Here is a 24,999-nt window from a genome sequence, read left to right as displayed (position 1 = left end):
CGAAAAGCTACCGGACCGGTGGATTCAAAAATCCCACCGGTCCGGTAGCCCTGCCTAATCTGCCGATTAACTACCAGAAGCCATGCCCTCTCAGCTATACTGATCACTACTTGATCGAATGACTATTTTGGCAGGGACGCGTATATGCCAACGGCTTCCGTGATTATCCCGGTGTACAATGCCGGGCGTTACATTCGGGAAACCATCCAATCCATACTGGATCAATCGTTTACTGATTTTGAACTGATCCTTGTCGATGACGGCTCAACGGACGACACCGCTGCCATCATTCAGCACCACTCGGACAGCAGGATCAGGTACTTCTACCAGGCGAATAGTGGCAAACCCGCCTCGCCCAGAAACAAGGCGATCGACCAGTCCAACGGAGATGTCATCTTCATCTTCGACGCGGACGACATCATGCTGCCCGGAAAACTTGCCACTACCATGGCGTGCCTCGATCAGGCTCCACGCGCCGGTCTTGCGTTCACTGGTTTTGGCTGCATTGATGAGAGCGGCGAGATCATCAACCCTGACTTTCTTGCTTCCTATCGAACTCTTCATTCCCTGCCCAAAACCACCATTGGAAACAAAGCTCATCTGATCGATTCGAAGGTGGCGCTACGCGGGCTCGCATACTCAAACTTCCTTGGGACTTCAGGCGTTGCCGTCAGGCGAGAAATCTTCCAGCGAGTGGGCTATTTTGACGAAGAGGTCCGTAACTCAGATGATTACCTCATGTGGCAGGCCATCGCGAGCCAGTATGACTTTTTGTATATCCCCGAGGTTCTTCATCATTATCGAAACCGATCAGGAAATATCTCATCAAGGGCCATTGAGGAACGAGCGCCAGGACTGATTTCCTGTACCGAAAAAATGAAGCATTACCATCAGCACGATCCGGAAGCATTGAGGCAGCTGGACCGACGAATCCGTCGTTTGCACTTCGAAGCAGGCTATTCCTATTTCTCCCAATACAAGCTGGGAGACGCGAGGCGGGCATTCATCCGAACGCTCAGTAAAGGGGTGGATAAGCGCACACTGTTTTATCTAATCCTGTCACTGCTACCCGCCAGGGTGATTGCTCAACTAAAACAATTCAAGCAACCATCAAGCACCTGACGTGTCTACCGCCATTGCGCTCCTGAAGGGCTCCGTCACCAGGGTTTCACAAACCTTTGTGAGCATAATTGTTGCCTTTTTCATGATGCCTTTTCTCATCCATGAACTGGGCGACCATTGGTATGGCATCTGGACGGTAGTAGGCAGCCTTGCCGCCGCTTACCACCTCTTCGATATGGGCATGGCCAGCGCCGTCACCCGCTACGTCAGCCGCGCTTTCGGCCTCAAAGACGACCACCAGGCCAATTCGATTATCAACACGGCGCTGATTATCTACGTAGCCATTGCGGCCGCGATTATTTTCGTCAGTGTGGGCGCCAGTTATGCCAGTCGCCTGTTTATTGATGCCCCGCCAGACAAAGATATTGTGCAATTGCTGGTGCTGATCATTGGCATATCCATCGCCCTGGAGTTTCCGTTCAACGCCTTGGCCGGCGTAGCGAATGCCAAACTTCGTTTTCACCAGGTAGCGTTGACCCGAATTGCAATGACCCTCCTGGGCGCCGGGCTCACCTGGTGGTTCATCTCACACGGCTACGGTGTTCTAGCAGTCGCTGTTATCACCTTCGTTACCGCACGAATCTCAAACCTCCTTTACCTGCTCATCTGCAAGTCCGCCTTCCCTGCTCTGAAATTCTCACGCCATTTAGCATCCTGGGGGTCGAGTAAAGAGCTTTTCCAGTACAGCGCCTGGTCCTTCGTAATTGCTATCGCCTACCAGTTACGAAACAACGTGGATAACTTTGTGGTCGCCGGTTTCCTCTCGGCAGCAAGCGTGACCCACTACGCCATCGGGCTTCGTCTGGTAGACTACGTTGCCCAGTTCCTGAGCCAGGCAACCAACATGTTTGTGCCGATTTTTACCGGTTACCACGCCCAGGGAAATAACGATGAACTTCACTCAAAGCTCCTGCTTGTCACCAGAATCAACCTTGTACTCGCTTTGATAGCGGGCGGTGGACTGGTGATTTTTGGTCAGGCCTTCATTTCCCGATGGATGGGCCCCAATTACAGCGACGCTTATTGGGTAATGGTGATTTTGTTGATAGGCCGGATGGTGGGCTTTGCCAATCATCCACTGAATTCAGCAATGTATGCCGCTAACAAACACAGTATCGTGGCAAAGATCGATATGGTGGAAGTCGGATTCAACCTGGTGCTCAGCCTGATCTTCGTCCAATACCTGGGCCTGATCGGGGTAGCTCTCGGAACGATGATCCCTCTCCTGCTGCTAAGACTTTTCGTGCTCCCCCTGTTCGCTTGCCGAGCTATCGAAATGCCGGTCAAGGATTACTACCTTTCAATGGCAAGGCCCATTCTAGTCATCTGCCTGCCCTTAGCCTTTATCTTCTTCTGGATCCAGAGGAACGCTCAAATCACCGGCTATACAGATATCATCCTATTCGCGACAATCATGTCTATAATTTGTGCAGCAACAGGAATAAAGCTCGCTTTCTCCCCCTCAGAAAAGTCAGAGCTACGGAAACTTGTCCCGGGAAAGAGACTCAAATATCTCATCTGACAATCACGATCTGTCGTTAGTGGAAGGAGCCACCTATGGATCAGCCATTAGTATCGGTAATAATCCCCGCCTATAACGCGTCGGCTTTCATTGCTGAGACCCTGGAAAGCATCCTGGCTCAGACCTATAGAAATCTTGAGATAATCGTCGTGGACGACGGCTCCACGGACACCACTGCTGAAATCGTCAAATACTACGCTCCCCGCGTTAAATACCTGTACCAGGAAAATAGCGGGAGCTGCGCGGCACCCCGCAATTACGGATTGAAGGAAGCCAAAGGGGAGTTCGTAACTTTCTTTGATGCGGACGACATCATGCTTCCGCACAAGATTACTAGCCAAGTCGAAGCACTCATTGCGGAGCCGACAGCAGTAATGAGTGTTACCAATTACCGCAACTTCTCGGAATCAGAGCGTTCCACAGATCATTTTTCAACCTGTTTGAAGCTCAAAGCTATAATCGACCCATCTATCAAGGGTGGTATTTTCCTGCCTCCCGAACAGTGCCGAGCAATACTGATCGATGAAAACTTTACTATCGCATCCGCGCCACTGTTCCGAAGAGATACTCTGAACGAGCTAGGGGGATTTCATGAATCACTCACAGCGTGTGAGGATTTCCATCTTATTTACCGCGCAGCGACGTTAGGCGGCGCAACCGTATCAGCAAAAGTCGGTTTTGAACGGCGATTACATGACCTCAACATGAGTAGCGACAACGAGCGAATGATAAAGAACCTGATAAAGAGCCGCCTCGACTTGATCAACTATGAACTGGAGCAAAGACTCCAGGATCGACTCAGAAAGAGAGTTCAACGTTACCGTCGTGACCTTCAAGCCTGCCTGGTCAACAAAAGCCGCTTATACGACGCGGCAAAACTATATCCGCAAACATTCCCACCGAAGTCATTTTCAGACCTGAATCACGACGTTCGGCAAGGCTTGAAGGCTCTGTGGCAATACACCACCAACGGCGGTTCTCAAGAAAAAACACGGTGATCACAAACGGTTTATCCTGCGAGCTAAACCAAACCGCCAGCCACGCTGTTCAGGAACTCGTTCCGGTTCCGAGACAGCAGAGATCTCAGCTATTCGAGACCGAACAGCCCTCAGCAGTACGACTGAAAGTCCACCGAACAAATACCACTCATAGCTTTTGAGACCATAACTCGCCAGGCTGAATAACAGATTCATTAGAAGCCAAACCTGCATAGCCTGACAACTTCGATAAAGAAAATCGTTACTAGAAAGCTTCTTCTTTATCAGCTTTGAAGCTTCCCGGAAATTCCTGATCATCGCCGAAAGGTAGAGAATGAATAATACTAATCCTATAAGGCCAATCTCCTGCCAGATCTCCATCCACAAAATATGTGAAATTTGATCTTTTCCGGCGACATTCCAGTTGGCTTCACGAGAAGTTCCCAGTCCGTGACCAATGATGGGACGATTCATCGCAACCTTAAAATCTTCAGCCCAGCCCTCTATCCGGCCTTGGGCTGAAAGGGATTGACGAGCATCGTCGCTGATTATAGATAGATATCGATCTTTCTGGACATCATTGAGGTTCAGAAAAATAACCGTCAGACCAACAGTCCCTAGCACCAACAACAAAAATTTGTGTGCACTCTTCCACCAAATACCTAATGCGATAATCGCCAGAGCCAGCATTCCCGATCTGGATAGCGTCAGGCCCATCGTGTATAGCAGTAGCGGCATTAAAAGAAGATAAAGGGCAAATGCTTTCTTATTCGTCGTTGCAAATACGTAGTGAAGAAATGGAGTTACAGTAGCAATTACAAAGGCCAGACCATTAGGGTTAATCACATCTGCCGGAGCTCCCGCCAATCGACCGGCGAAATCGCCTTGACCCAAATATGTGGCAGACCCCAAATAGCCTGTGGTTATATTTAGAAACAAAGGTTCCATTATTCTTATAATATTGCATCCAACAAAAATTGAAATAATTATTTTCAATCTAGAACTATTAACAACTAGATTAACGGTAAAGAAATAAAATATAGCTCCCTTGATGAACGAAACTAACCCATTATTTATTACCGACCCAGGCCACTCCACCAATGGTAACGTGACTATAGCGTATATAAAAATCGCGAGAAGATATTGCGAAGCAGAATCCAACCTCGTAGATTTTGTAGATTTAGAAGTTAAAACCAAGTAGCAAATTGCTGCCACCAGGATGAGATCGAATCTTATTGCACCTAGAAGCGGCATTCGCGCGGGCAATCGCATAAAGAAGCTAACCAGGTAAAGTGAATATAAAATAAACGCAACCCTAGTGTCTTTCTCACTCACCTTAGCATTAGAAGAACTTGCGGGGACGAAATCTAAAGAAGAATTCATCAAATCACCTTTTCATAAAATTCGAATACGTCAATGACCTTTTTTTTCACATCGAACTGCTCTGTAGCCACCAAGGAAAGTTTCTCAAAAGGTTTCCTCTCTTTTCGAAACTATTTTATTTATTCTGTCAAACTCATCAGGTCTCCAGCCAACACCCGTAGGACCGCCCTGCGTTCCAAAACTTCGCGAAGCCCAATACAGTGGCCCCAACGAGCGGCACCCCGGCCAAAGAGCTTCCTTGGTTGCAATGGACAAGCCTCTGAGCGATATTGATGCCATAGCTATGAAGTCACTGCCCTTCATCGTCCCGTAAAAATCAGCAGTAAAAGGCACAAATGTGAAAATGATTCCAGTTCCTTACGTCCGATTTCCTGTTGCTCCTGTCTTATCAAGGGAACCGACCTGCAGAAAACCGAATAAGAATACTAGCTAAATAAGGAAAAAGTAAAAGGTAAGCAAAGAAAGCTTCTTTTTCTAACTACCTTTAGTCATATAAACTATGAAGCACAAAACCCTTTCTAATGAAAGAAAAAAGATAATCTAACAACATAAGAGCAATCTCCATTTAAGCTAATTTAGCATCCACAGTAAAGGGTTCCTAATAAAAAAAGCAACATAGATTCAAAGATTTGCTCTAATAGGCGCCCCATTATTACTAAAAAATAATTCGCTCCGAGCACCTAATACGATATTGTAGACAGTAGAGGATGAAAAACACCTAGCTTTAATATGTTCACACCCATTGACATTTTTAAGGTGATCTATGAATTTCCCCAAGTATTTCAATACACTTTCGATCTCATTGGTTACGGCCCTAACATTTTCCTCGGTTAGTATCTCTGCACCTAAAATTGCGGTCATTGACGGTGAAATTCGCAACGGTAGCAGTATAACCATCCAAGGTTCCGAGTTCGGGGAGCTCCCATCCGACTATCGTTCGCTGTGGGATACTGTGGATAACCAAACTGTGTTTAATGACCTTCCTGACGGAACTCCAGTACCGGAGGACAAAGGCCCCTGGTCTAGAAACGGAAGCGCTTGGGCAAACCCGATGAGCCTTGCTAAGGAGACTGGCCATCGTCACGCTTACACTTCAGCACATTATTTCGGTAAGGAGAAAGCATTTATCGGAGTTCCAAGGGCTTTTAACAATAGCACAAACAGAAATATTTATGTAAGTTGGTGGTTCTATTCCAGTTATGATATTGACCAATACGAAGGACACAATAAGTTAATACGAATCTGGGATGATTTAGATGGAACCCAAACGAGAATTTCCTGGACACAAGTCCTGCTAGGGGCATACGGCGATGCTTCTTGGGCGAATTGGGGTGGGGTAGCTGGAACCTGGAATAAGCTCGAGATCTATGCTAATGCGGACCAAGGTACAATTGATACTTGGACCAATGGAAGGAAAATCCATTCTGTATCCAATTATGAAAAACAAAGCGTCTCAGATGGTATGACAGTTTGGCTAATTGGATTTGATCCCAACTATGATGTTTATAAAAATCTAGAGATACGCCTAGACGATATCTTTGTAGCGAGCTCCCCTGCTCGTGTTGAGCTTTCAACGAGTGCTACCTGGGCCGGAACTGGCAAAAGGCGCGAAATTCAGCCATTTTCTTCTTGGACTTCAAAGAAAATAGAAGTCAACATAAACTTAGGTCAATTTTCCGAAGAAGATAATCTTTATTTTTATGTCATAGATAGTTCAGGGAACGTGAACAGTGAAGGATTTGCTCTTTGTCCACAATGCCCTAAAAGCCCTTCACTGGAGCTAAACTAACCTCAAGAATCTTGCTAGTGTATTCACGTAACTTATCATTAAACCTATGCTTCTCCCTAAAAGGTATAAAAAGTTCAGAAAAAAAGATTGAATGAGAATAGTTAAATTACATCCGCGCCTCAGCTTTATATGCCTATAAAATGCAAGCGCAGCAGGAAGAACTATAGACCCACCTAAACACAAACCAAATGAATATCTATTTTTAGCAAAAATGGTTAAAACACCCCCGAGAGCGATACTAATTGCAAACAAATGAACCAAAATAAAAACTGGATCTTTTTTATTTTTCTTTGTTTTTATATAATCCCGAGATTGCCAAACCTGCCTTTTTATAAAGTCTAGCAACGAAACAGGATAGCCCATATGTACAACAGCGATACTCGATGAGAGAATTAAGGTTTTTTCAGTATTTTTAATTTTCTTAGAAATTTCTGTATCTTCACCCGCAACGATTTTATCGTTAAATCCTCCGACGTTATCGAAAACGTCTCTCCGAATAAAGAAACTACCCGTACTTAAAGCGTCTACCGCGCTAGTACCTAGATCTTTATGTTTCCATCCCCAAGCTTGCTGTACCCAAGTCGATTGATCTGGAACGTGACATGGCCCTCCAACAGCACCAATTGATTGTGAAGCCAGAAGTAATGTTATTCCGTTGATAAGCCAGTCTGGATCTGCAACGCAATCCGCATCTAAGTATGCCAAAATTTCGCCTTTGCTATATTTAGCACCAATATTTCTAACGCCTCCAATGCGAAGATCCTGAGCATCAATTACTCGTACCCCGAAAGATTCGGCGATCTCTCTAGTAGTATCCGTTGATCCATTATCCATAACAATTATTTCAAAACGTTCAGAAGGGTAGTCTTGAGAAAGTGTACTAATTAGACATTTTTTTATGTTCTTTTCTTCATTTAGTGCTGGGATCAAAATAGAGACAAAAGGTTTCATATTACTCCCTAGAACTAGAAATATCACATAGAATGGATTATTAAAAATCACTTATTTTCTAAAAAAAATTCAATAGTAGCTCTAAATATTACCTAGTAACTTTCAAAGATACAGCAAATTTACCTTACTTAGTTATTCATTTAAGTACACCGAATAAAATAGCTTCGCTTTCCAGCGAACTCATCTAATGGCCCTATTTTTGCTGGAAGCACAACGACTTGCATTTTAGTCTTAGTATTTATGTACTGCTTTAGCCAAACACAAAATTCACCAAAGCCTACTCTCGGTTCTGCGCTACAGTAAAACTCAAAATGTCCAGTTTTTCTTTGTACAATAACGAAGTCAAAAATATCTGAATATTTATCAAAATACTTGTTAAGAGCCAGGGAAAACTCAGATGCACGGAAACCATTTCCATTAAGATCATATGCATACTGATTTATATTTCGACCCTCAAGATTACTTATTATATATTCACCGCCGAAACCTTTCGACAGTTTAAAGTTTACGTTAGCAGCGTCTCCTATTTCATACTTAACAAAACTTTGGCTTCTCCGATAAACATCTGTGATCATTATGGAATTCTCACATGACTCTACTAACAACCAGGGATTCGCGATTCTCAAATCGCCATTTGCATCTTCAAATCCAATAATATCAAATTCCGTAGAGCCATATTCCTCTACCACTTTTGAGCCAAACGCTTGAGCGATAATCTTTTTCTGTTCCGGTAATATCTGCTCTGCGGTACAGACTACAAGCTTTACACCCTGAATTTTTATATCATTATCAACCATAAATTTTGATAGTAAAATAAGGTATGATGAGTAACCGTAAACATAGTCGGGTTTCCAGTTAGATAGCTCAATCAAAGTACGCATTAAATTATTATTACTAACGAAAAATGACTTTCTGTTTAGAACAAAATCTTTAATAACGGTAGAAAGAGTTTTAGCTCTTCCTCCCCAAAAACGTGCTTCCCGATCTCCTAGGTTTACTCCGTGATGACAGAGACAATAATCACGTACCGCTAAAAGTCGACCAATTTCGTTTTTGGTTAGGAATACTTTTGTTCTTGTGCCGGTAGTGCCCGAGGTAAATCGTGAAAACATTTTACCTGAAGAGCGAGCTTGATCTAATCGAGAATTTAAAATTTTCTTTGATGTTGGAATTGCTTCTGGAAGCTCATCAAGAGACTGAACAACATTTCCAGCGCCATCCATTAGCTTGTTAACTTTTATCATATGATTTAAATATTTTTTATACTCGCTAGGAGTAATACTCCAAATTTCTTCAATTTCTTTACGCCACTTCCTAAATTTCAATCCAGAAAAATGAAGAAATACTGTTGCGATGAAAAATCTAACGTAATGGCTTTTAACGAAGGGGCCTTGCATCTTAATATCTCATTGTAAGGAAATTCAGTCCATACACCCGTTTTTGAAAGGCATCTATACTTTCTCCTGCTGGATACCTATTTATATTCATCTTATCTTGCAAAGGATACTTTGCTGGATACGCACAAACAGCATACTTATATCCACAGCTTTGGATGGCACTCTTTATATTTTCATCAAAATCGGAGTCCTGACCATTTGGGTAACAAAAAATATCTATTGTTCTTCCCAATTTTTTTTCCAGAATTTTTTTAGAGGTTTCTAGCTCGGAGATCAGTTGATCTTGATGTACTTTTGTTAGTATTGGGTGGCTGTTAGAATGGCTCCCTACATCAAGGCCATCAGCAACCATTCTTTTTATTTGGTCCCATGAAACGGCTTCGTATTCTTTGGGCGCCTTTTCAGGAAAGTGTACCTCTAGCGATGAGAAAAGCTCTTCGATTAGGTCAATTTTTTCGTCATTTTGAATCTTCAGACAGTAATCAGCGAAGATATTCCAAATCCTTTTTGGATTCGACTTAACGTAGAACTGTTCATGAAAAGCCGGGTGATTTAGTACGTGTTTGTTTGTATTATCAATGGCGTATCTAATCTGATCTGGCCAAAGCCAAATATCCCTATCCACAAATCCAGTAGTTACGAATAATGTTGCGGGTACTTTCGCATCCCTCAAAATAGGAAATGCTTGTTCAGCAAAATCAGAGTAACCATCATCAAAGGTCAAAGCTACTGCATTGTTTGGAATGGCCCCATTCTCGTTTGCCTCCAACAATGATCTAAGTGTCATTGGATGAAAGTCTTTTTTTATAATATTAATATGTTTTCTAAACAGCTCAACTGCAAGAGCCCTTTCGTTGATGTTATCACTTACCCGATGGTACATTAGAATCTTTGGATGGTGCCTCGATAAATACTTGGAAACCTTCAAGGCACCAAACGGACGCGCCAGTTGGAATACAGTCTGCTTGACCTTAGACATCTAAAATTTCCTTACCACTAACTTCGCAAGCGATCGCCAAGCCGGCCAATATGCATAGTCTTTTCGAAGGCCCGCCAGAATATCTTTAAAAGGTTCTCTGAATGTTTTTTCCGCATTAGCAATAGCCATAGCCCGGCTAACGTGCATGTCTGCCCATGCTCTCGAAATCACTGATTCCGGGAGTATATTCGGGTATTGCTTCAAAAATTTGGTAAGAATGCGGCTAGCATTATCATAACGCCCTCGGTAGTTCTTTGACATTTGTCCCGGCCATAGCCTATAGATATACGTTTTTTCAGGAATGTATTTAAACTCCCAATCTAGGGAATATCGGAGCCATAGATCCCAATCGATTCCCATAGGCAGGTCCTCATCAAATGAGCCATTTTGCTCGACACAGGCTCTACGAAACAAAGCGGTACCAAAAGGAATGAAGTTTTTGATGGCTAACTGGTTTGTGACGTTGCCGCTGTACCGCGAATATGGCTGAGGTTTATTTATTTCCGTTCCAAACTGATCTATATAAGACACTTCCGTATAGCTGACCCCGACCTTCAAATTCTGAAATATGGGCATCTGAACCTTGAGTTTTTCCCGATGCCAAAGGTCATCGGCATCGCAGAAGCCTATGAATTCGCCTCTCGATTCGGCCAGTCCTCGATTTTTTGCCTTCGGCTGTCCTTGATTATCGGTCCGTACATATCGAAACCTGGGGTCATCTTTAAACCGCGAAATACTCTCAGGGGTATTGTCTAGCGAACCATCATCCACCACGATCACCTCAAGATTCTGCCAATCCTGGTTCAAAACCGATTCCACAGCACTTGGCAGATACTGCCCCATGTTGTAGGTGGCGATTACAACGCTCACCAGAGGTTCGTCTTTCATCGTCAAATCTTGCATATGGCAAACCGGTATTTCCCAGAGGATTCCTGGGGAATTTCCGATACATCATGGATAGTGATGGAAACGGAGTCACCGAAAACTTCTTGTAGTTCAGAAATTAATGCCCGGTCCGTATTAGGCTTATGATCGCTCCCCTTCACGCGGTTGATTTTCAAGCTTGTAAGATCTTCCTGTACCAATTGCATTTGCTTTATTCCTGGCACCTTCGTCAGCGTTCGCTCGATCAAAGAAATCCCAGCCACCTGCCCCCCATCCGGAAGCTTAAGGAAATCCGCCACCCGTCCTTCCAACCTTTGTAGAATGGGCAGCCCACGTCCGCAGGCACAGGGTTCATCGGTAAAGCTCCCAACATCCTCTACCCGGTAGCGGATGAGGGGCATCGCAAAGTTATTGAGATCGGTAACCACAATCTTGCCCGGTTCACCGGGCTTGACTGGTTTGTTATCCCTATCCAAAAACTCCACAAATAAGTGAGGGAGATTCAGGTGCATCCCACGATGTTCCTCACATTCACAAGCGATCAGCCCCACCTCTTCGCACCCATAACGGTTGGTAACGGGGCAATTAAAGACTTGCTCGATTGCCTTACGCTCGTGATCAAGCAACATCATTGAGGTAGCGACGATTCCCCTTGGGCGGAGATCTTTTATTTCGTGATCACGGAGGTAGCGGGCAAAGATGTAGATTGAATGAGCATGCCCGAAGATTGCTCCGGGCTGCTCCGTACGCCACCGCTTAACGAAATCGCCCATGGAGGTTTCGTTCAGGTTCATGGTGTCCAGGTAGATAGTTCGATCCAGAAGATGATGGCGTAGTTTCTGTTTCATCGTTGACGGCACAGGAGGGTTACCCCAAATTGCGGCCTTCTTTATTCCCAGATCCCATCCAGCCCAACGGTCTGCCATCAGCTGGGCTGCGTTTCGTCGCTCCTGGCAGGCTTCATCGAAATAGAGCTGGAGCGAGAACCCTGTTGATCCACCAGTTTTTGCGCTCACCAATTTGTTGCGATCAAACTGGTCACTGATGAAACGCTCCAGGTTGTTGCGAATGTCCGATTTGGTCGTTATCGGAATACTGAGCAGGTCGTCTTCGCTCTGAATACTGGCTGGTGTGATAGCGTGTTTATCGAAGATATCCCGGTAAAAAGGACTGTGTTCGGCCGCGTGAGCCAGCAGCTTTTGTAATCGTTCCCATTGCAACATTCGCAGTCGATCAGCCGGCCACCATTGCTGCTCCTCCAGCGCTTGCCACTCTTTAAGACGCTGGCTTCGGTCTTTGAAGTCCCAAAGGGGATAGAAAACGTGCCGGGAAAGTGACTCCATCATGCTTCAGCCATCCCTGGTTCAACCTGGTGGTATAAACGAATGTGTTGGTTAAGCATACTTTCCAGTGAATAGCGCTTGACCATTTGCTCTTTGTTTAGTCGTCCCATGGCCAATCGCCTGTCCGGTTCATCGATCAGGACTTCGAGTCGGTCAGCCAATGAAGCTACATCCCCAACGCTAACCAGATAGCCATTGACTCCATCGTCAACGATTTCCGGGTTGCCGCCCGTATCGGTGCATACCACAGGCTTTCCGCAACGCATGTATTCGATGATCGCATTCGAGAAGCCTTCGGTTTCAGAGCATAGAACGGCAATATCAAAGTTCTGGATATGGCGCTCAGGATCAGGCTGGCTACCAAGGAATTTGACGTGGCCAGAGAGACCCAGCTTCTCGACTTGTTGACGGTAGGGAGCGTCGTCGCCGCCTCCGACTATTCGCAGCTCTACCTTTCTGCCGGAGTGGTTGATTTCCGCCACCGCTTCAATCAGGTCATCAATCCGTTTGATTGGCCGCAGGTTGGCAACTATGCCGATGATGAGTGGTTGTGTCCGGTTCTGCTGAGTATCAGGCTCGTCTCCGCTTGAACTACACTCTTGGGTGCCCTCGGGGTATCCGTTGTAGATGACATGAAGTTTGGATTCGGGAACCCCTTCAAGCTGTGCGGTGATGTCAGCCACCGCCTTGCTGTTGCAGACTACTCCATGGACAAACCGGTCGGTCAGGCGCAGGGCCCGCAGGTAGACGCCTGAGTACCAGAACCCCATGTCACGGCGCGATATCAGGGTCTTCAGTCCAGCGAGCCGCATCATTGGCGGGCAAATAACTGAGGCATCGTTGAAGAAGACATGAACCACTCCGAACCCGTCAGCGGCCAGCACCCGTCCATAGTGATAAACCGCCCACCAACTGCGGGGGTTTGAGATGCTTCCAATGTTCAGCTCCTCAATCGCAACGGGGAAAGCATTGCTACGGCTATAGTCGCTCGATCTGAAGACTGCGAACCGTATGCTCCATCCCCTTTGGATGAGCCCCTCAACCAGCTTGAGTACCTGACTTTCAGTCCCTGCGTAAGGGTTTTCATATCGGTCCATGACGATGCAGAGCTTCATGCCACAGCCCTCTGATAGACCTGTAGATACTTTTCTGCCATGGCATGGCTGGAGTAGTATTTTTCGATCCGATGTCTGGCCCATCGCGCTCGATCTGCATTCTGTTCGGACTCCTGCAGTACAGAGATCACCTCCTTGGCCAGCGAACCCTGAGTTTCGGCACGGATGACCCTACCGCCTTTGCCGGCACCAAGGACTTTACTGATTTCCCCCACATCTGAGGCGACAATTGGCAAGCCCACGGTCATCGCTTCCAGCAATGTGATCGGCAAGCCCTCGGTGAGTGAAGGCATACAGAGCACATTTGAACGCTGCATGATGCTGGGAACATTGCTCAGATATCCCGGCATCATTACTGCATCGTCGAGACCAAGTTCATGGATTTGACGTTCCAGTGAAGCCCTCTGAGAACCCTCGCCGATCAGCAGTAATCCAGCAGAGGGAAAAGACCGTTTTACTTCTTCGAACGCACTGATCAGGCAGTCAAATCCCTTTTCCCTTGCAAGCCGCCCAACTCCTAGCAGCAGCGGGCTATAAATTCTTATGAAGGCCTGAATATTTTCGGGGAGTGCGGCGTTCGCGTCCGCAATGATTCGGCTTGCATCCAAGCCATTTGGTATCACGGTAACCTTGGGTGAGCGGCCAATGGCTCCCGGAACTTGGCTTTTCATAGCGTTAGACACAAGCACCACTTGTCTCATTCGGCCCAATGCCAACCGGTCAACGCTTTCGTAAAACCAAGCCTTGGTGAAGAAAGGTGCATGGACATAACCGTGTAGCGTAGTCACTAAAGGAATCTTACGGATTGATTCTGGCCAAATTCCCATCAATACATTGAACTTGTATCCATGGGAATGCATGACTTCAAACCCCTCTTTTTGCGCCCACCTGTAAATTTTTCGCGCATCCAGAAGATTTAATCCAGGCTTCATTCGCCAGCACATGACGGGTAAACCTTGATGGCGCGCTTCCGTTTCAAGTTCTTTTTCACCTAGCCGGGGGTCACCTGCACTCAAAATCATAGGAGACAATCCGCTCTTCATTTGCTCTCGAACTAGGGTGAGCAGCAAATTCTCTGCCCCATAGAGACCACCACTATCAATTAAATGAAGAACTTTCATATATTAAATTAACCTAAACGGAAACCTATAAACGCTAACGCACGTTCAATTCTAATAAACACAAATTCTCAATATCTAAAAGTTGCTAGCCACAAAATAAAAACAAAACAAAATGATAAAACCTTTAATCTAATGGGCGAGTCGATTGTAATCGGTCGCAACCTTTTAAATCTTGACTAAAAAATGACTGAATTTTTTCCTTTGCCTTTCCTGTAACCCAATTCGTGACCCATGTTACTGGCACAGATATTGCTGCACTTATTATGAACACTGATGCAACTTTTACAGCCGCAAGAGCTGGATTATCTATGACATTCACTAACCCAAACTTTGTTTCCAAAAAATATATAGAAAAGCTATGAACTATGAAAACTGAATACGCATGCTTGCTGAAAAATAACACTACACTGTCGGCAAGCGACCAATTATCAAGAATTTTATTAATCAACCTTTTTAACAATAGAACGAAAATAATGGCAGAATAGCTACCAGACAAATAATACGTATCCGGTGCATATGTGTGATTTGCCATATTCACATCCACATTAAGCCAAAATACGTTAGTCAAAGCTACTGTTATTGAAACTATTAGCAACCCAAACAAGCATTTGAAATCAAAAAACTCCAGCCTTTTGTAATACAGAGCACCAAATACAAAGAAACCTACATTAACCAATCCTTGATAAAAGTTGTGACCAAGAATACTAAAGTTATTACTAACACCAATTGCCTGGTGAAACACTGAAAGAACTATCGACAAAACAATTAGAAATAACAATGGTAAACTTGAACTTCTAGCCATTACTAAAAAAGGGACAGTAATAAGTACAATAATAACCATTGCATGAACAAACCAGATCTGACCCATTGGGAATGGAGTGTCCGAGCTCTCGGGAATAATGGTTAGCCACCTGACAATCTCTTTAATGTTAAAGGTTGGGAACTGGTAATTATAAATCCAGAACACGACCATGGCACTCAAAGCTATCACATAAAAAGGCCCAACAATCGAAAGCAGACGTTTTATAAGGTATAAACCGAACCCGTTTGAGCGACTCAGACTATAAAATGAAACGGCACCACTCACAAAGAATAGAAGTGGAAGTAAATTATGAACAAACTGAGAATAGGGGGTATAGATCCAAGATAAGCCCAAATGTACGAGCACCACTCTGATTATGGATAACCCACGGATACGATCAATAAAAACTCTCTCAGACTTGGATAGATCCTGAAATTCAATGTTTTTTATTGAGGTGGTTTCCATTAGTCTTCCCTCACCCCTTCCTCGGCTTCCAAACCACCCGCTTCTCCCCCCGCAAAAACGCCATCACCGCCCTGAGCGATGCCGCATTCAGCAGCAGGAAGTAGTAAGGCACGGAGTAAAGCGGCCCGAAATTGCGGCCTTCGCTCTCATTCTTTCGGCCGATCCAGGCCAGCCCATAAAGCGCCACGAGGCCCAGGAATGCCAGCGGGTAGATTCCACCTCGTGGCATCAGTAACAAGGTCGCCAGGGTAAAGGTCGCCAGCGGTATAAACGCCAAGTAACGCAGCAGCTTGTGGGAGATCAGTTGAACCGCGAAGAAGCCATAGCGGAAGGGGTTCATCAGTGCTGCCATGTCCTTCAGCGCCCATAGCGCCCTCAAGCTGACACGAACCCGCATGCTGAATTCGCTGCCGCTGTCGTTGAGTACCGGCTCCTTGAGCAACGCCCGGGGCTCGAACACCACTCGGTAGCCTTGCTCCACCACTTTCAATGGCTGCACAAAGTCCGGTAGCTGGTCGGGCCGCAGGGGCTGGTAGAGGGCCTTGCGCATGGCATCGATTCCGCCGTCCACGCCAACGATGGATCCGGTCAGGGTCTCCTGCTCCCGCAGCCAGTTCTCGTATTTCATGTAGGCGCTGCAACCGTCACCTACCATCGATCCGTCCTCATTGACGTACACCATTTTGCCGGTCACGTAGCCAATGTCGGGATCACGAAAGTTGCTGACCAGATGTCGCACCGCATCGGGTGCCCATTGGGAGTTGGCGTCGGAAAACAGGAGGATTTCGCCGCTGGCGTGGGGGACCAGCGTGTTGAGGCCGGCAGTTTTGCCCTGGCGGGGAGTCTGGCGGAACAGGCGGACAGACACTTTCGTTTCTGCGGCCACTCGGCGAACGATGTCGTCGGTTCCGTCGTCCGATTCATCCGAGATGACGAGGATTTCCAGCCGGTCTGCTGGGTAATCGAGGGCAAGCTTGTTCCGGAGGGTCGCCTCGATATCGGCTGCCTCATTGTAGGCGGCAATCAGTACAGACACGGTCGGCGTCTCGTTGTCGTCCTTGCGAGCCGGCGCGGCAACATAATTCGCCATCAGTTTTGCCAGCACCGGATACCCGATGTAGATATAGCCGAGTAGCAGCAGCGACAACCAGAACAGCGCGTAGAGCATGGTCAATCTTCCCTGACGTTCTATAACGTCCTTACGAATTTCCTGGCGCTGATGGCCTGTTCCTGGCCGTCAGAATAGGTTGGTGATTCCGGGCTCAGGCTGTGCGTGTCGAGCAGGCCTGCTTCCTGTAATACGTCGCCCATCGGTGCAAAATCGAACCGCTGCAGCAGCCTGTTCAGGCGTGCCTCACACACATCCAGGTTGTTGTAGTGGCGGAACCTGGACAGCCATTTCACCTCGAGCCTTGGTTGCTCCGGATCCACTTCCCAGGGGTGCAGGTAAAACACGAACGGCCGCCCCTGGCGGTTGATGGAGCCAAGCCCCCACTGGCTGAACCAGTACGGAAACAGCCGGAAGTACCCGCCGCCGGCGATCGGCAGGGTATAACCGGGCAACTTCAGGGTACTCAGGGGGAATTCCGCCAGTTCATAACCGTTATCGGTTATCAGGCGGTAAGGCCAACGGGGGGCGTCCGGCATGCCATAGCGGTCATGGTGAACCGGAAAAATGGAGGAGTCCCAGGTAAAGCCCTCCTCGGCAAGTATATCGAGGGCCCATCGGGAACGGGCGGTAATGGAATAACTGGCAGCCCGGTAGCCGGTCACGGGTTCGCCGAGGATGTCCTCGAGAATCGCCTTGGACCGGCGGGTCTCTTCGCGAAAAACATCCGGAGTCTGATTGTAGATCAGCTGGTGGCTATAGCCGTGGCTCGCCACCTCGTGGCCGGCTTTCTGGATACGACGTATGAGCTCCGGGGAACGCTCCGCGACCCAGCCGAGGGTGAAAAAGGTTGCCCTTGTGTTGAATTGATCGAGTAGTCCCAGCAACCGATCGGTGTTGGCCTCTACCCGATACTCCATGGAATCCCAGTCATCCCGGCGCACCGCTTCAGCCAGCGCGGCCACCTGGAAGTAGTCTTCCACGTCAATTGTCAGAGCATTGCGAATGCGGTTCATTGAGCCCTTCCCTGGCCCTGTTTGTCAGTTGCCGTTCAACGGAACTGGTAACTCAGGCCGAGCAAAATCCAGTTTTCGTCGTATTCACGGGAGGCGGTCTCGCTCTCCCGGCGCTCATGACCGATACTGCCGTTCGCGGTCAGCTTGCGGCTGAGCTGGTAGTCCAGGCCAACCCTCAGGTCGAGCACATGATCATTGGAGTCGGTCTCGCCGCCGTAGTCGTAAAAGTCCCAGCCAAGCCCCGCGTTGAAGCCCATATACTCGGTTACTGGTCGGCGGTAGCGGGCATTGACGCCTGAACGGTAGTCAGTCAGGTCGCTCAGGAGGTAATCGGTCTGGCTGCCGTAGCCGGTAAGTCCCACAGAACTGCCGTCACTGAAACCCTTATCCAGCGTCGCGCGAAACGCCGTTACTTCAACGGGTTCCGTCTGTTCCAGGTTGAACACGAAGGAGCCGATTCGGATATCGAGATCCGTCGTCTGGTCGGTCAGTTCACGATTGGCGGCGACGGTGAGCATGGTTGTGGGGTTGATTTCGCGCTCGAGCCTGAGGCTGCCCACAACCCCCTCATTCTCACTTTCACTGTTTGGCCTGCGGCTTTCCAGTTGGCTCACACCGAGTGAACCACTCAACCGGGTGGCAACCCATTGTTTACTGAAGGTGGCCGTCAGGGTATCCCGGTCGACATCCTCACCTACAGTGTCGAGTTCCGCGCGGTCGGCCTCGGCAAACAGACCTGCCGTCAGAGTTGGACTGAACAGATGATTCCATGCCGCAGATGCGATATAGCGTTCGCTGTCCGGCTCAACAGGCTCGCTGTAGTCCGTCTGCTCATAGGAAGCACGGAACACCAGTTCGTCCACAGAGGAGGGCCTGAAGCTCAGCACCGGGCCGGTACGGAAGAGGTTCTTTCGGGTACGGTTCTCAGGGGTATCTCCGGCCCGGGAATCCTGGGTAACGTCACGAAGGTAATCGGTCAGCTCCCAGCTCAAATTGTCATTGATCTCGCAATCACCCAGAAAGGTCATGTTGCTGTAGACTTCCGGATCATACGTATCATCGATCCAGTAGCCGTAACCGAATCTTGAACTCAGATCCGCGATACACCGGCCCGGATCGGTACGGTATCCGATGCCGATGGTGGCCCGGGTTTCCAGATCGCTGGTTTCATCCGAGGCCGACAGTTCCACGTTGTCACTGAATCGCCCTTCCAGGGAACCATCGATCCGCAGCGGCTCGGCGACAGCGGTCGATAACCCTGTGGTTGCGATTGCCAATACCAGTACCTTTCGCTCAACCATTGATCACCGCCCCTACAAATTTCTGCGGATGGAATGCAAGCGCTGCCTGCTCGGCTGTTGTGGGGCTCACCCGGCCATGGGGAACCACCAGCATGGCATAGTCGCACAGTTCACCGAGGATCCGGGCGTCCGGCGACTCGCTGATCGGGGCGGTATCGAAGATGATAAACCGGTCCGGATAGCGCCGGCGCACGGCCTGCACAAACTGTTTCATGCGGAAGGATGTGAAAAACTCTGCGGGCACTTCCCGACGACTGCCCGCCGGAATCAGTCTCAGCCTCGGAATACCGGTGGGATACAGGATACTGGCGACATCGAAGTCCGGATCATCGAGAAAGTCGGTCAAGCCGTATTCCGGAGCCACGTCGACCAGTGAGTGCAGGCTTGGCTCCCTGAGATTGCAATCAATAACCACCGCCGTCTTGGCCTGGTCAAAGGCAAAGGCCGCCGCGAGATTGAAGGCCACAAAGGAACTGCCCGCACTGCTGCTGGCGCCACTGACCACCAGGGTGAAGTTGTTGCCGCCGGAGGCTTCCAGTAGTTTGGTGCGCAAATCCCGGAACCGGTTCACCAGTTGCCGGTTGGGCGATTCCGGATAGATGATGCGCCGCTCATCCAGATCATCATGGCTGAGCCGCCTTGGCTCCTGCATCCGAACGATCTGTTTGCTGATGACATAGCGATCGACTGCGCCCGGCCCCAACTCCAGGGAGCTGGGCACCAGCATGCGGGAATCATCCCATTCCGAATAGGGAACGCCCTCTCCCTTCAGGGCTTTTTCCGCATCGCTCTCCTCCGGTGCCTGTTTGTGCACTTCCCAGAAACGACCTTCCCGGTTTTGTTGGTCGGCGTCCGGATTGACAGTGCGATCCTTGGCCTTGGCGTGCTTGCTTTGCTCAGTCATCCGATGACTCCCATCATTGATGCCGCCGCGAGGGCTACGTAGGCCCCGCAAACAAGCAAGGCGCAGATCACAACCAGTGTGGTCAGGCGGCGTTCCCGGCGTTGCTCATAGGGAGTTTTAACGTGCGGTAATTCGGCGAGAACCGGCAGACCAATGGTTTCTTCCAGTTGCTTGCGCGCGCGTACCCGAGGATCGATCTGCAGCAATCCCGCGATCAGGCCGAAAGGCGCGATAGCTCCCAGGAACAATCCGGCAAAGGCGAAGGTTGAAAACTTAGGCCCCTTGACGCCCCTTGGATACTGCGCATTCTCGCTGATCCGATAGTTGAGCCCCTGACCTTCAACATCCAGGTGCATGGACACTCGGGCCCTTTCACGGCGCTTCAGAAGATCATCGTAAATCTGCTTATTCACTTCCATATCACGGGTGAGTTCCGAATACTCGGCCTTGTTCTCCTGGATTCTTTCCATGCGGAGCATGTGCTCAGACAGCAATTCATTAAGGGCCCGAATCCGGGTGTCCTTGGTCCGGATATCAGCGCGAGTTTCTGCCAGTGCGCTCCTGACCTCCTGGAAGACCGGGTTGGCTTCGGCATCGCCGCCGGAAACCACGTTTGACGGTCCGCCCTCCTCCAGAGCCTGGGCCCGGCGCCGCTCGAGCTCCGCAATCTGCTCGCGGAGGATCACGATATCGGGATAGGTGTCGTGATACTGCAGCCTCAGGTTATCCAGTCTGTCCTGGAGGCCATTTATACGCTGCTGATACTGATCCACTGCGCGTTGCTGGATGACCGGCGCCATACCCAGCAGCTCTCTCTCCAGAGAGGCAGCCCGCGACTGAAGTTCCTGGCGCTCCAGTTCAGCCAGTTCGATCTGGCTGCGCAGATTAGCCATACGTTGGTTGGCCTCACCCTCGGTGCCGTCCACATTCTCGGAGAGGAATTGCTTCATTCGTTCCTCAACCTGGGCCAGCTGTTGCTCGTAACTTTTGACCTGCTTATCGATAAACTCGTAGGCGTTGCGGCTTTCACTGCGTTTTCGTTCATTTGTTTCAGCAATGAAAAGCTGGCCCAGCCGTTGTGCCACCTGGAAGGCCTCGGTAGGAGACTCCGATGCGTATCCGACGCTAAAGTAGCTGTCGCCCCTCGGCCGAACGAAGAGGTTTGCCCGGATAGCGGCGACTCGGCCCTCAAGTGCTTCCGGGGACAATCCGGATGCCTCCTGACCGAAAATCTCGGGATCAGTAGCAATGGGTTCGACAATATTCCGGTTCCAGAGCAACTCTCTGGCGGCGGACGTGCGGTCACTGACCCGTGTCGTCACCGCGCTGCCCTCCATCAACGGACGGATGATATTGCGGTCATCCACGAAGATAACGACTTCGGATTCGTATTTGTACGGCCACACGAAACCGGCGATCAGCACCCCGAAACTGACGGCAGCGAAGATCATCAATGCCAGCCACTTGTGGGCCTTGATCTCCCGGAACATTTCGGCCGGCAATTGTGAGAATGGGAGGGTCATGACACTGTTCCTTCCCGGTACATACCGGGGGTTGCTACCTTGAAAATCCCTTTATCAGAAGACCCGCTCGGGAACGCTGAGAATATCGCCAGGGCGCAATGGATAGTTTGTCTTCACGTCGCCCCGGGTGAGGATATCGTCGAGCCTTACCGGAATGGCCACCACGTCGTTACCCACCTTCCGGTAAAGCATGGCGTTGTTCTCGGCGGCAAACTGATTGGCGCCACCTGCCTGAAGCACGATGTCCAGAACAGTCATACCGGCACGATGGGGCATCGAAAGAGGTTGTTCCACGGCGCCGGTAACGCGGACCCTGTCGATAAACTCATGGCTGCCCATGCTGGTCACGACAACGCTGACCTGGGGCTGGCGAATGTAGGAGCCCAACTGGTTTTCGATATCACTGGCGAGAGCTTCCGGCGTTTTTCCACTGGCCTGGACGTCTCCAACCAGGGGGACGGACACCTTCCCATCCGGGCGGACCGGAACCGTAATACTCAGATCCTCGTTTCGCCACACCGAGACCCGAACGGTATCGGTCGGCCCGAGAATGTATTCATCAACGCTTGTGGTGGTATCGACCGTCAGCGCCCTGTTTATCGCGTCGGGAGACGAAGCGGTTGGTGCGGCACAGCCTGTAGACAACGCTACCGCCACCAGGGTCGCAATTACGCCCCAAAACCTGAACATCCGTGACATTGTTATTCCTCTCTGAAATCCCTGTTTGAGTTCGGCTTCGAAGACTGCGCCCTCTTCCGAAGCTACCTTGAACCTTTCCTGAACAAGATCACTTCTACCGTCTGCATGATGATCAGAAGATCCAGCAGCAGACTCTGGTTCTTGATGTAGTAAAGGTCATACCTGAGTTTTTCGCGACTGTCCTCTTCGTTATCAGCGTACGCGAAACACAGCTGCGCCCAGCCTGTAATTCCGGGCTTTACACGATGCCGCTCGTTGTAAAACGGGATCGTCGCTGCCAGTTTCTCGACAAAGACCGGCCGTTCCGGACGGGGTCCTACAAACGCCATGGTCCCGTTGAGCACATTGAAGATTTGTGGCAATTCATCGATGCGCAACTTCCGGATAAATCCACCCACCCGAGTCACCCGGGTGTCGCCCTTGCTCGCCCAGACGGCGCCGTTCTTTTCCGCATCGGTCACCATCGAACGGAATTTGTGCACATGGAACACCTTGCCATTGAGCCCTACCCGCTCCTGGCTGTAGATAACCGGGGCACGAAAGCCATCTTCAAACTTGATCGCGAGCATCGTCAGCAACATCAAAGGGAGGGTCGCCAGCAACAGGGTGATGGATGACGCCAGGTCCAGTGTCCTTTTCCAGAAGCCTGCGACCGAGGCGACGTTGTACCCGTCAGAGAACACCAGCCATCCCTGGGTAATCATTTCCAGGGCGACCTTGCGGGATTCCCGTTCGTAGAAGGTGGCACCGTCAACAACCTTGACGCCCTGCATCTTGCACTCCAGCAGATCCTCCATGGGCAGCCCCTTGCGCCGGTCCTCAACCGCCACCACGATCTCATGAACCCGGTGGGAAAGAACAAACCTGTGCAGTGCCACCGCCGGGGTAACCAACAGCCCGTCACTCACAGCCACCGGTTCACCCGGCATAGGTACAAAACCCGTCAGTGTGAAACCTTTTCGGTTAAAAGGCGTTTTCAGATCCTCCAGCAACTGGCTGGCCCTTGGCCCCGCCCCGAGCACCAGCACCCTGCGCTTGAATGCGTCCTTGCCCACAAGGGCGAAAAATACGGTTCTCACCAGACCCAGGAGGAAAAGCCCGAAAACAGCAGCGGTGGTCAGAACGCTGGTATGACCCAGATACCACATCCAGTCGCCACCAATAAGGTACGCCAGACCGCAAAGGGGGAGACTTATAATCAGTGCCAGGAGCGTGCGCAGCATCATGCCGGACATGCCCTCTTCCAGGCGGGCCTGGTGTACCGCAATGGCCACCATCACAAACAGATTCAGCAGGGCGAAGACAACCGCGGAAGGGACAACGAACCAGATCTGGCTGATAAAGAACGAAGCGTCACCGAAAAAGGCAAAGAAAACCGACAGGCAAAACGCCAGAATCAGGATCAGACAATCGATCAATCCCAGAATCAGGAAGGGTAGATGAATGTAATGCCGAAAAAACCTGACGTGAGCCACATAAACTCCTTGTGTTCTTCACGTAACAACCACAACTTTGCCACACCGGAAGTCAGGGCTTTTAACTCTTTCCTGAGCACCTGGTCCGGTCTCAACCGGGCAATAGCTTACTTACAAAGTGTAACCTGTTTTTACATTCCGTCAACAAACCGTGTTACGGAAAGTCCGCGAGAAAGCCGGCAAAAAATTTCCCCAGCCTCCTCGCGGAGCCTTCGTTTCTGGATTGATTTGATATGGAAAATTAACAGGCGGTGTCAGATGACTTGCGCCGCTTCATGACTCCCAATCCGACAAGTCCGAGACCCAGCAGAGCCAGGGTTCCGGGTTCAGGAACGGTACCGACTGTCACGTTGTCGATGCCGAAACCATCGTTCTCATCGTTGGTGTAGAAGGTCAGCGAGCTGATTGCCACGTCGCTCATGATGCCGACATAGAAGGCGGAGCCACTGGCGAGGCTGGGATCGAATACCGCGCCGAGATCAAGCGTACCTTCCGTCTGATCTGCGAACAGGATATTCATGATACCGCCCACGTCATTGGGATCCGTCAGATAGAAGCCCACGGCGGTGTACATGCTCGCAAGCGAAAACTGCATCTGTTGGGAATCCATGCTGTCGAGCCAGTTCTGGTTATCAGCATCAGCCGGCATGGGGTAACGGCCACTGAACGGACTGGTGTCCGAGTTCAGGATGGCCAGCCCACCTGCGCAGCTGAAGCCACCATCGTTACAGGCCTCGGACGGATAATCTCCGCCAGGCTGCAACTGTGTGAAGTCGCCAACGCTGGTGTTAATGGTAGTGGTCTGGTCCGCCGAGCCGGTGGCTGCGGTAAACCCTTCGAAGGTTTCAGTTGTCGTATCCTTGAGGAACGCCAGAAAATCTGTCTCTGCAGCCTCAGCCTCCGCGACTCCCGGACCGCTGACGGTCACGTCGATCATGGCGGCATTCGCTACTGAAACGGAAAATGCAGATGCAAGCGCAATCCCCGTTAGTTGCTTTGCTAGAGCCAATTTCATGTCTCACTCCTTTGACAATGATTGTGGGTATATCCACGCTCTCACTCAAAGCAAACAAGGAGCCAACTTTTATTTTCTACAATCTTTCATGCAGTTATAAAATGTAT

21 protein-coding genes are annotated in these 24,999 nt (G+C 49.4%); 4 read left to right on the top strand and 17 right to left on the bottom strand.

Annotation, left to right across the window (positions count from 1 at the left end; all coding sequences use genetic code 11):
• Positions 1-144: 144 nt before the first annotated feature.
• From DET50_RS15705 to DET50_RS15695, 3 genes are read left to right on the top strand one after another with little or no spacing between them, the layout of a single operon-like run.
• Positions 145-1,122 (top strand): glycosyltransferase family 2 protein, encoded by a 978-nt coding sequence (locus DET50_RS15705; protein ID WP_113863699.1) that lies wholly within the window; start codon positions 145-147, stop codon positions 1,120-1,122.
• Between the two features lies 1 nt (position 1,123).
• Entirely contained in the window at positions 1,124-2,644 is a 1,521-nt protein-coding gene (locus DET50_RS15700) for a lipopolysaccharide biosynthesis protein (protein WP_113863698.1), read from the top strand.
• Positions 2,645-2,679: 35 nt separating this feature from the next.
• Positions 2,680-3,642 carry a glycosyltransferase family 2 protein gene (locus DET50_RS15695; protein ID WP_113863697.1) on the top strand — a complete coding sequence of 321 codons (963 nt, stop codon included), beginning with the start codon at positions 2,680-2,682 and terminating at the stop codon, positions 3,640-3,642.
• Here DET50_RS15695 and DET50_RS15690 read toward each other — a convergent pair whose 3' ends face one another.
• On the bottom strand, positions 3,643-5,004 hold the full coding sequence (locus tag DET50_RS15690; protein WP_113863696.1) for an O-antigen ligase family protein: 1,362 nt from the start codon (positions 5,002-5,004) through the stop codon (positions 3,643-3,645). It abuts the gene before it with no gap.
• Positions 5,005-5,767: 763 nt separating this feature from the next.
• On the opposite strand from DET50_RS15690, the gene DET50_RS19375 reads away from it, so the two are divergent.
• The gene (locus DET50_RS19375; protein WP_147252225.1) at positions 5,768-6,793 is read left to right on the top strand and encodes a hypothetical protein; all 1,026 of its coding nucleotides are present in this window, start codon (positions 5,768-5,770) and stop codon (positions 6,791-6,793) included.
• Here the strand turns inward: DET50_RS19375 and DET50_RS15685 are convergent.
• The 16 genes from DET50_RS15685 to DET50_RS15610 form a co-directional block, all read right to left on the bottom strand.
• Positions 6,785-7,744 carry a glycosyltransferase family 2 protein gene (locus DET50_RS15685; protein WP_113863695.1) on the bottom strand — a complete coding sequence of 320 codons (960 nt, stop codon included), beginning with the start codon at positions 7,742-7,744 and terminating at the stop codon, positions 6,785-6,787. The two genes, DET50_RS19375 and DET50_RS15685, sit on opposite strands and share 9 nt — an antisense overlap.
• Positions 7,745-7,884: 140 nt before the next feature.
• Positions 7,885-9,141: a CoF synthetase gene (locus DET50_RS19370; RefSeq protein WP_147252224.1), complete on the bottom strand. Its 1,257-nt coding sequence runs from the start codon at positions 9,139-9,141 to the stop codon at positions 7,885-7,887.
• 1 nt (position 9,142) lies between these two features.
• On the bottom strand, positions 9,143-10,120 hold the full coding sequence (locus DET50_RS15675; protein ID WP_113863693.1) for a polysaccharide deacetylase family protein: 978 nt from the start codon (positions 10,118-10,120) through the stop codon (positions 9,143-9,145).
• A complete protein-coding gene (locus tag DET50_RS15670; RefSeq protein ID WP_181799999.1) occupies positions 10,121-11,008 on the bottom strand; it encodes a glycosyltransferase family 2 protein in 888 nt (295 codons plus the stop codon).
• 2 nt (positions 11,009-11,010) lie between these two features.
• Positions 11,011-12,351 (bottom strand): phenylacetate--CoA ligase family protein, encoded by a 1,341-nt coding sequence (locus DET50_RS15665; RefSeq protein ID WP_113863691.1) that lies wholly within the window; start codon positions 12,349-12,351, stop codon positions 11,011-11,013.
• Positions 12,348-13,463 (bottom strand): glycosyltransferase family 4 protein, encoded by a 1,116-nt coding sequence (locus tag DET50_RS15660; RefSeq protein WP_181799998.1) that lies wholly within the window; start codon positions 13,461-13,463, stop codon positions 12,348-12,350. The genes DET50_RS15665 and DET50_RS15660 overlap by 4 nt, the downstream gene beginning before the upstream one ends.
• On the bottom strand, positions 13,460-14,584 hold the full coding sequence (locus DET50_RS15655) for a glycosyltransferase (RefSeq protein WP_113863689.1): 1,125 nt from the start codon (positions 14,582-14,584) through the stop codon (positions 13,460-13,462). The genes DET50_RS15660 and DET50_RS15655 overlap by 4 nt, the downstream gene beginning before the upstream one ends.
• 124 nt (positions 14,585-14,708) lie before the next feature.
• Positions 14,709-15,851, bottom strand: a complete 1,143-nt coding sequence (locus DET50_RS15650) for an acyltransferase family protein (RefSeq protein WP_113863688.1) — start codon at positions 15,849-15,851, stop codon at positions 14,709-14,711.
• A gap of 10 nt (positions 15,852-15,861) precedes the next feature.
• A complete protein-coding gene (locus tag DET50_RS15645; RefSeq protein WP_113863687.1) occupies positions 15,862-17,019 on the bottom strand; it encodes a glycosyltransferase family 2 protein in 1,158 nt (385 codons plus the stop codon).
• A gap of 20 nt (positions 17,020-17,039) precedes the next feature.
• Positions 17,040-17,975, bottom strand: coding sequence for an XrtA system polysaccharide deacetylase (locus tag DET50_RS15640; protein WP_113863686.1), 936 nt, complete (start codon positions 17,973-17,975; stop codon positions 17,040-17,042).
• Positions 17,976-18,010: 35 nt separating this feature from the next.
• Positions 18,011-19,276: an outer membrane beta-barrel protein gene (locus DET50_RS15635; protein WP_113863685.1), complete on the bottom strand. Its 1,266-nt coding sequence runs from the start codon at positions 19,274-19,276 to the stop codon at positions 18,011-18,013.
• Positions 19,269-20,180, bottom strand: coding sequence for a P-loop NTPase family protein (locus DET50_RS15630; RefSeq protein ID WP_258546145.1), 912 nt, complete (start codon positions 20,178-20,180; stop codon positions 19,269-19,271). The genes DET50_RS15635 and DET50_RS15630 overlap by 8 nt, the downstream gene beginning before the upstream one ends.
• Positions 20,177-21,703, bottom strand: coding sequence for an XrtA system polysaccharide chain length determinant (locus DET50_RS15625; RefSeq protein WP_113863684.1), 1,527 nt, complete (start codon positions 21,701-21,703; stop codon positions 20,177-20,179). Before DET50_RS15625 ends, DET50_RS15630 begins: the two co-directional genes overlap by 4 nt.
• Positions 21,704-21,757: 54 nt before the next feature.
• Positions 21,758-22,402, bottom strand: a complete 645-nt coding sequence (locus DET50_RS15620) for an XrtA/PEP-CTERM system exopolysaccharide export protein (RefSeq protein ID WP_113863683.1) — start codon at positions 22,400-22,402, stop codon at positions 21,758-21,760.
• 62 nt (positions 22,403-22,464) lie between these two features.
• Positions 22,465-23,877, bottom strand: coding sequence for a TIGR03013 family XrtA/PEP-CTERM system glycosyltransferase (locus tag DET50_RS15615; RefSeq protein WP_113863682.1), 1,413 nt, complete (start codon positions 23,875-23,877; stop codon positions 22,465-22,467).
• A gap of 241 nt (positions 23,878-24,118) precedes the next feature.
• On the bottom strand, positions 24,119-24,892 hold the full coding sequence (locus DET50_RS15610; protein WP_113863681.1) for a PEP-CTERM sorting domain-containing protein: 774 nt from the start codon (positions 24,890-24,892) through the stop codon (positions 24,119-24,121).
• Between the last annotated feature and the right edge of the window lie 107 nt (positions 24,893-24,999).

The sequence above is a fragment of the Marinobacter pelagius genome, from assembly GCF_003315345.1.
In the GTDB taxonomy this organism is placed as follows: Bacteria; Pseudomonadota; Gammaproteobacteria; order Pseudomonadales; family Oleiphilaceae; genus Marinobacter; species Marinobacter pelagius_A.
Note: the sequence above shows the minus strand (reverse complement) of the source record. Positions and strands in the feature narration are given on the sequence as shown.

Coding starts and splice junctions, on each gene's coding strand:
- DET50_RS15670 (WP_181799999.1), bottom strand. CDS start 11,008: ATGAAAGACGAACCTCTGGTGAGCGTTGTAATCGCCACCTACAACATG.
- DET50_RS19370 (WP_147252224.1), bottom strand. CDS start 9,141: ATGCAAGGCCCCTTCGTTAAAAGCCATTACGTTAGATTTTTCATCGCA.
- DET50_RS15640 (WP_113863686.1), bottom strand. CDS start 17,975: ATGAACCGCATTCGCAATGCTCTGACAATTGACGTGGAAGACTACTTC.
- DET50_RS15620 (WP_113863683.1), bottom strand. CDS start 22,402: ATGTCACGGATGTTCAGGTTTTGGGGCGTAATTGCGACCCTGGTGGCG.
- DET50_RS15690 (WP_113863696.1), bottom strand. CDS start 5,004: ATGAATTCTTCTTTAGATTTCGTCCCCGCAAGTTCTTCTAATGCTAAG.
- DET50_RS15665 (WP_113863691.1), bottom strand. CDS start 12,351: ATGATGGAGTCACTTTCCCGGCACGTTTTCTATCCCCTTTGGGACTTC.
- DET50_RS15655 (WP_113863689.1), bottom strand. CDS start 14,584: ATGAAAGTTCTTCATTTAATTGATAGTGGTGGTCTCTATGGGGCAGAG.
- DET50_RS15695 (WP_113863697.1), top strand. CDS start 2,680: ATGGATCAGCCATTAGTATCGGTAATAATCCCCGCCTATAACGCGTCG.
- DET50_RS15705 (WP_113863699.1), top strand. CDS start 145: ATGCCAACGGCTTCCGTGATTATCCCGGTGTACAATGCCGGGCGTTAC.
- DET50_RS15645 (WP_113863687.1), bottom strand. CDS start 17,019: ATGCTCTACGCGCTGTTCTGGTTGTCGCTGCTGCTACTCGGCTATATC.
- DET50_RS15660 (WP_181799998.1), bottom strand. CDS start 13,463: ATGAAGCTCTGCATCGTCATGGACCGATATGAAAACCCTTACGCAGGG.
- DET50_RS15685 (WP_113863695.1), bottom strand. CDS start 7,744: ATGAAACCTTTTGTCTCTATTTTGATCCCAGCACTAAATGAAGAAAAG.
- DET50_RS15635 (WP_113863685.1), bottom strand. CDS start 19,276: ATGGTTGAGCGAAAGGTACTGGTATTGGCAATCGCAACCACAGGGTTA.
- DET50_RS15625 (WP_113863684.1), bottom strand. CDS start 21,703: ATGACCCTCCCATTCTCACAATTGCCGGCCGAAATGTTCCGGGAGATC.
- DET50_RS15675 (WP_113863693.1), bottom strand. CDS start 10,120: ATGTCTAAGGTCAAGCAGACTGTATTCCAACTGGCGCGTCCGTTTGGT.
- DET50_RS15630 (WP_258546145.1), bottom strand. CDS start 20,180: ATGACTGAGCAAAGCAAGCACGCCAAGGCCAAGGATCGCACTGTCAAT.
- DET50_RS19375 (WP_147252225.1), top strand. CDS start 5,768: ATGAATTTCCCCAAGTATTTCAATACACTTTCGATCTCATTGGTTACG.
- DET50_RS15610 (WP_113863681.1), bottom strand. CDS start 24,892: ATGAAATTGGCTCTAGCAAAGCAACTAACGGGGATTGCGCTTGCATCT.
- DET50_RS15650 (WP_113863688.1), bottom strand. CDS start 15,851: ATGGAAACCACCTCAATAAAAAACATTGAATTTCAGGATCTATCCAAG.